This window comes from Celeribacter sp. (assembly GCF_048270365.1).
GTDB lineage: Bacteria > Pseudomonadota > Alphaproteobacteria > Rhodobacterales > Rhodobacteraceae > Celeribacter.
In genome coordinates this window covers 1-5,222 of record NZ_JBLWTA010000078.1, presented here as the reverse complement: position 1 = coordinate 5,222, position 5,222 = coordinate 1, and the positions used below count along the sequence as shown (strand labels likewise).

Annotated in this window: 5 protein-coding genes and 1 pseudogene; all 6 read left to right on the top strand. The window is 56.3% G+C overall.

All coding sequences use genetic code 11. The features are described 5' to 3' along the window. Positions 1-208, top strand: a pseudogene (locus tag ACN0X0_RS23185) (amino acid ABC transporter permease); the annotation flags it as partial. 19 nt (positions 209-227) lie between these two features. Then, positions 228-986, top strand: coding sequence for an amino acid ABC transporter ATP-binding protein (locus tag ACN0X0_RS23180; RefSeq protein WP_107720551.1), 759 nt, complete (start codon positions 228-230; stop codon positions 984-986). Positions 987-997: 11 nt separating this feature from the next. Further along, the gene (locus ACN0X0_RS23175) at positions 998-2,089 is read left to right on the top strand and encodes a saccharopine dehydrogenase family protein (protein WP_417266771.1); all 1,092 of its coding nucleotides are present in this window, start codon (positions 998-1,000) and stop codon (positions 2,087-2,089) included. A gap of 28 nt (positions 2,090-2,117) precedes the next feature. Beyond that, the gene (locus ACN0X0_RS23170) at positions 2,118-3,035 is read left to right on the top strand and encodes a LysR family transcriptional regulator (protein ID WP_107720549.1); all 918 of its coding nucleotides are present in this window, start codon (positions 2,118-2,120) and stop codon (positions 3,033-3,035) included. Positions 3,036-3,323: 288 nt separating this feature from the next. After that, positions 3,324-4,370, top strand: a complete 1,047-nt coding sequence (locus ACN0X0_RS23165) for a substrate-binding domain-containing protein (protein WP_107720548.1) — start codon at positions 3,324-3,326, stop codon at positions 4,368-4,370. A gap of 120 nt (positions 4,371-4,490) precedes the next feature. Then, on the top strand, positions 4,491-5,222 hold a 732-nt coding region (locus tag ACN0X0_RS23160; RefSeq protein ID WP_417281154.1), incomplete at its 3' end, for an ATP-binding cassette domain-containing protein.

Here is a 5,222-nt window from a genome sequence, read left to right as displayed (position 1 = left end):
CAACCAGTCCGTCATCCAGGTGAAAAACACGTCGCTGTTATACGCGATCTCCATCGCTGAGCTCACCTATATGACCTATATCGTCAACAGCGAAACCTACAGGCCGCTGGAAAGCTATACGCTTGCCGCCGTGATGTATTTCGCCATGCTTTTCCCGCTGACCCAGTTCGCCGATTACTTTGAGCGCCGTATGCGCCGGAGCGACTGATATGCCCAAGGATTCTGACATGACTTCCGCACCTATCCTGTCCATCCAAGATCTCACGAAAAACTATGGCGAGTTGGAGGTGCTTAAGGGCATCACTCTCGACGTCATGCCCGGTGAAGTGATTGCGATCATTGGCCCCTCTGGTTCTGGGAAATCCACCTTCATCCGCTGTCTCAACATGATGGAGGTGCTCAGCTCCGGGTCCTTCCGGTTCCGGGGGGAACATGTTTCGCCGGATTTCAAAGATAAACCGGGCGCTTTGGGCGCGGGGACGTTGCGGCGCAAGGTCGGCATGTGCTTTCAGCATTTCAACCTTTTCCCGCATCTCAAAGTGCTCGACAACGTCACCAAGGGACCGATCGTGGTTCTGAACGAAGACCGCGCGAGCGCTGAAGCGCATGCCATGGAATTGCTTGCCAAGGTGGGGCTTGCCGATAAGGCGCAATGCTATCCAAGCCAACTGTCCGGCGGTCAGAAACAGCGCGTCGCGATTGCCCGCTCTCTGGCCATGCGCCCGGATGTCATGTTGTTCGACGAGGTGACCAGTGCGCTTGATCCGGAACTGGTTGGCGAGGTTCTTGAAGTGCTGCGCGAACTGGCGGAAGGGGGCATGACGATGGTGCTCGTTACCCATGAAATGGCCTTTGCCGTCGAGGTGGCTGACCGTGTGATTTTCATTGATCAAGGCGTCATCGCGGAACAGGGCACGCCAGAGCAAGTGATGCGGGCACCGGGTTCTGAGCGTTTGCAACTGTTTCTCAAAAGATTTCATGCGTGAGGCAGGGCAAGATGCGTGGCGACACACATAAAATCCTGATCGTCGGCGGTGGGCGCACGGGGGGCTGCATTGCGCGATTGCTACAGGCTCATCCGCGCTTCTCGCCCTTCGTTTTGGACATCGACTATGACTGTGTGCGCGCGCTCAAAGCCAAAGGCATTTCTGCGGATCATATGGGCGGGGCGGAGGCGGATCGTCTTGCCCGTCATCTGCAAGGCGCTGCGGCCGTGATCTGTGCGGCCCCGCCTTCGGTTGCGCCCATCGTTGCCCGTGGCGCGGCCCAAGAAGGGTGTGCCTATCTCGACCTGTGCGAAGATCCCAAAGCCCTGTCAGAGGTTGCGCGGATTGCGCAAGACGCGCAAAGCCCCTTTGTCAGCGGGTGCGGTTTGGCACCAGGGTTGATTTCTCTGATGGTCGAAGACCTCGCCTTGCGCAGCCCAAAAGAGGCGGAGATCACGGCATATGTCGGGGTGTTGCCCGCCCAAAAGAGAAACCGTCTGGGCTATGGCGATATGTGGGATATTCAGGCGCTTTTGTCCGAATACACCAATCCCTGTGTTGGATTGTCTGATGGGGCTTTGGTGACGGTGCCTCCGCTCACGGGGTATGAAACCTTGACCGTTGCGGGCGAAAACTTTGAGGCTTTCACGACCTCAGGCGCGTTGGATGCGCTTGTGCCGGGATATGCAGGGCGACTGAAAGGGTTGAGTTTCAAGACGTTGCGCTATCCGGGGCACCTCGACTACATTTCCTTCCTGCTCGACGATCTTGGTTTGTCCAAGCGCCTCTACATGTTGCGCAACCTGCTTTTGACAGGGCTGGAACGGGTCGAGGCGGATAAGGTGATTGTTCATCTCGTCTGCCGACATCAGGACGGCGAGAAAACGCTCACCAAGGTGTTTGATGGAGGAGACAGTCAGGGGAACTCGTCGCTTTCGGCGCTCGCACATATCTCGGCCAGTCATGCCTGTGCGGTGTTGGATCTTTTGACGACGGGGGCGGTCCAGCAAACAGGACTGTTGCATCCAAAGGACATGTCCTTTGATCTCATGGCGAAGAGCACCTTTGCCAAATCTCTTGTGGGAGGCCTTGTCTGCCTATGAGGAAAACATTGTTTTATGACGGAGCCATATGACCCTTAAATCCCCCACACCGCATACGCCAAAGATCGACATTTCTTTGCTGCAAACCTTTCACCTCGTTGCAAAGACCGGGTCTTTTTCGGCTGCGGCGCGGGAGTTGAATATCTCCTATCAATCGGCGGCAAACCATGTGCGGCGTCTGGAACAGCTCTATGGCACGCAGCTCGTCAAGGCGGAGAAAGGGTCACGCGAAATCACCCTGACGGCACCGGGGCGGGCTTTTCATGCCTCTTTGGGGCCAGAACTCGACACGATTCTGGCGCGGATCTCGCTTTTGATGCGGGATGTGCATTCGGTGATGCGCTTTGGTGTGCCTCAGGCCTTGTTTCACCATTTTTTCCCCGAGATTGTGCGGCAGGTGCGCGAAAGCCATCCAGACACGGAGTTGAATTTCTTTGAACGCGACACCGTTCTGGCCTCGATGATGGTGAATGGCGAATTGGATGCCTGTGTCTGCGAGCGCTTTTTTGGCGACCCGAGTATTTCTCAAGTGCTGTTGGGGGAATATCGGCTGGCGCTTGTTTACCCGCAACAATGGGGGGTGACGTTGTCCAGCCCCGAGGACATTGCTGCCTTCAACCAGCGTGATTTTATCACTTATGAGCCGGGACAAACCGTCCGGTCTCGTGGCATTGACTTTCTGTCCAATTATCTTGGCGGCCCGCCCGCCAATTTGACGACCGTTTCAGGGTCCACGTCGGTTATGGAGCTTGTTCAGGCCGGGTTGGGCTATGCCATCGTGGCCGAATGGGTGGCCTCCGCCGCAGAGGATAAGGTGAAATGGATGCCGTTGGACGACATGCAAACGGTCAAAGTGTATTTCGCCAGCCCTGCCTTCTTATCACAAGAGCCTGTTTTGGTTCACACGCGTGAAATTTGCCGGAATGTGATGGGATTTAAATCCTGATTTTTAGACGTAATCGGAGTTTGGTGCGAGTGCGGCACATGCGGGCAAGCGATGTTGTTTTGGACGCTCCTCACGCCTCAGATTGGGCGGCGATGGTCCCAACCGCATTGCGGGCCACATCACCACAGCATGCCTTCAAACGCCTGCGATAGCCTATGCGTGCAATATATTTCATGCGGTAGGACTTATTGACAGGCGACCGTCGGCACGCCCATGCTGACGGCACGAAAAATCGGACAGCCGCCCCGGAGGAGTCAGAGGGAAGGGTCCGAAAGGGAGGATTACCAGATGAAAGCGACGTTTTATGCGGCGGCAGCCGCCTCTTTTCTTGTGTCCGGTTTCGCCGGAATGGCCAGTGCTGAGGGCGTAGATGAGCCTTGGGCCGAAAGCCCGTTCCGCTGTGAGCCGGGCGAAACTTACGTGATGAATGTGATGGTTTCCGGCGTAGAATACTGGTTCCCAGTCTACGAAATGTTCAAACAGGCCGCCCATCAATTCGGGTGCGAAGCGGATTACACCGGCACGCCCGAATATGACATCAGCAAGCAAATCGCGAGCTTTCAGCAGGCGCTGACCAAACAGCCTGCGGGCATTCTGTTGCACCCGATGATGCCAGATCCGTTCATCGGCCCAATCAATCAGGCCATCGAACAAGGCACCGCAATTGTGACCTTTGCCGCCGACAGCCCAAATTCAAACCGCACCAGCTATATCACCTCCGACAACTTCCGAGAGGGCGCAGAAGCGGCCCGCCAAATCGCCGAAGCCTTGGGGGGCAAAGGTCAGTACGCGGTTCTGGAAAACCCCGGTCAAGACAATCATGACCGACGGATTGCGGCCTTTATTGCAGAGATGGACCAGACCTATCCGGGCATGGAATTGGTTGGACGCGCTTCCACAGGGCAAGACCCGAACAAGGCCTATCAAGCGACCTTGAGCCTTGCACAGGCCCATCCTGATTTGGATGCAATCTTTATGCCAGAGGCCTCATCGGCCATGGGCGCGGCACAGGCGGCAAAGGAAATCGGCGGCGATCTTAAAGTCATGTCGGTTGACGTAAATGCCAGTGTGCTCGACATGATCCAAGCGGGCGAGATGTTCGCAGCGATCAACCCAAACCAAGGCGCACAGGGGTATTATGGCTTTCTTTTGCTGTGGCTGGCGGCACATCCTGAGCTGATTGATCCGATGAACGACTTTGAAAGCGCGGGCTTTAACCCGATGAGTATTCCGGTGCTCGACAATGGCTTTTCGGTCGTCACACAGGAGAATGCCGGGAATTTCTACTGGGACAAATATCTGAAAAAGCGCGGAACGCGCGGCGTGGACGGCTAACACCGGCACGCTGGCCTGATGTCGCCTCAGACCAAAGGTATCAGGCACCTCACGACGGCGGGCACAGTTTAGGTCCGCCGTCTCACCCCCAAGATATGTCCTGAACGACTGGAGACATCCATGGTCCCCCTTTTGCAATTGTCGCATATCGCCAAAAGTTTTGGCCCGGTGCACGCGCTGCGTGATGTGTCTTTCGAGCTGCGCGCCGGCGAAATTCACGCGCTGGCCGGTGAGAACGGTGCGGGCAAATCGACGACGATGAAAATCGTGGATGGCATTTTGCAACCGGATCGGGGCGACATCCGAATTGACGGTACACCCATTCGCATCCGCTCGCCGTTGGATGCGCAGGCTTTGGGGATCGGGTTTGTGCATCAAGAGATCGCCCTGTGCCCCGATATCAGTGTCGCAGAAAACATCTTTATGTCGGCCATTGCGGCGCAGGGTCGTGGATGGATGAACTACGCCGCGCTTGAAACGAAGGCGCGGAAAATCCTGTCCGAATTCTGCGATGTCGATCCGCGCCAGAAGGTTGGCACATTGTCGATCTCCAATCAGCAATTGGTCGAGATTGCCAAGGCGCTGACACTGGATGCGCGCATCCTGATTTTGGACGAGCCGACGTCGGCGCTGACCGAGGCGGAAACATCGAAATTGTTTCAGATCGTCCATCGCCTGAAAGAGCAGGGGATGGGGATCATCCATATTTCGCACCGGATGGCTGAGGTGTTCGATCATTGCGACCGGGTCACGGTGTTTCGCGATGGCGAGTATGTGACCTGTCTTGAGGTTGCGCAGAGCTGCCCGCAAGAGGTTGTGAGCAATATGGTGGGGCGCGACCTGTTGCAACTG

Excerpts from the sequence above, each read along its gene's own strand:
- ACN0X0_RS23180 (WP_107720551.1), top strand. The coding sequence starts at position 228 with ATGACTTCCGCACCTATCCTGTCCATCCAAGATCTCACGAAAAACTAT.
- ACN0X0_RS23175 (WP_417266771.1), top strand. The coding sequence starts at position 998 with ATGCGTGGCGACACACATAAAATCCTGATCGTCGGCGGTGGGCGCACG.
- ACN0X0_RS23170 (WP_107720549.1), top strand. The coding sequence starts at position 2,118 with ATGACCCTTAAATCCCCCACACCGCATACGCCAAAGATCGACATTTCT.
- ACN0X0_RS23165 (WP_107720548.1), top strand. The coding sequence starts at position 3,324 with ATGAAAGCGACGTTTTATGCGGCGGCAGCCGCCTCTTTTCTTGTGTCC.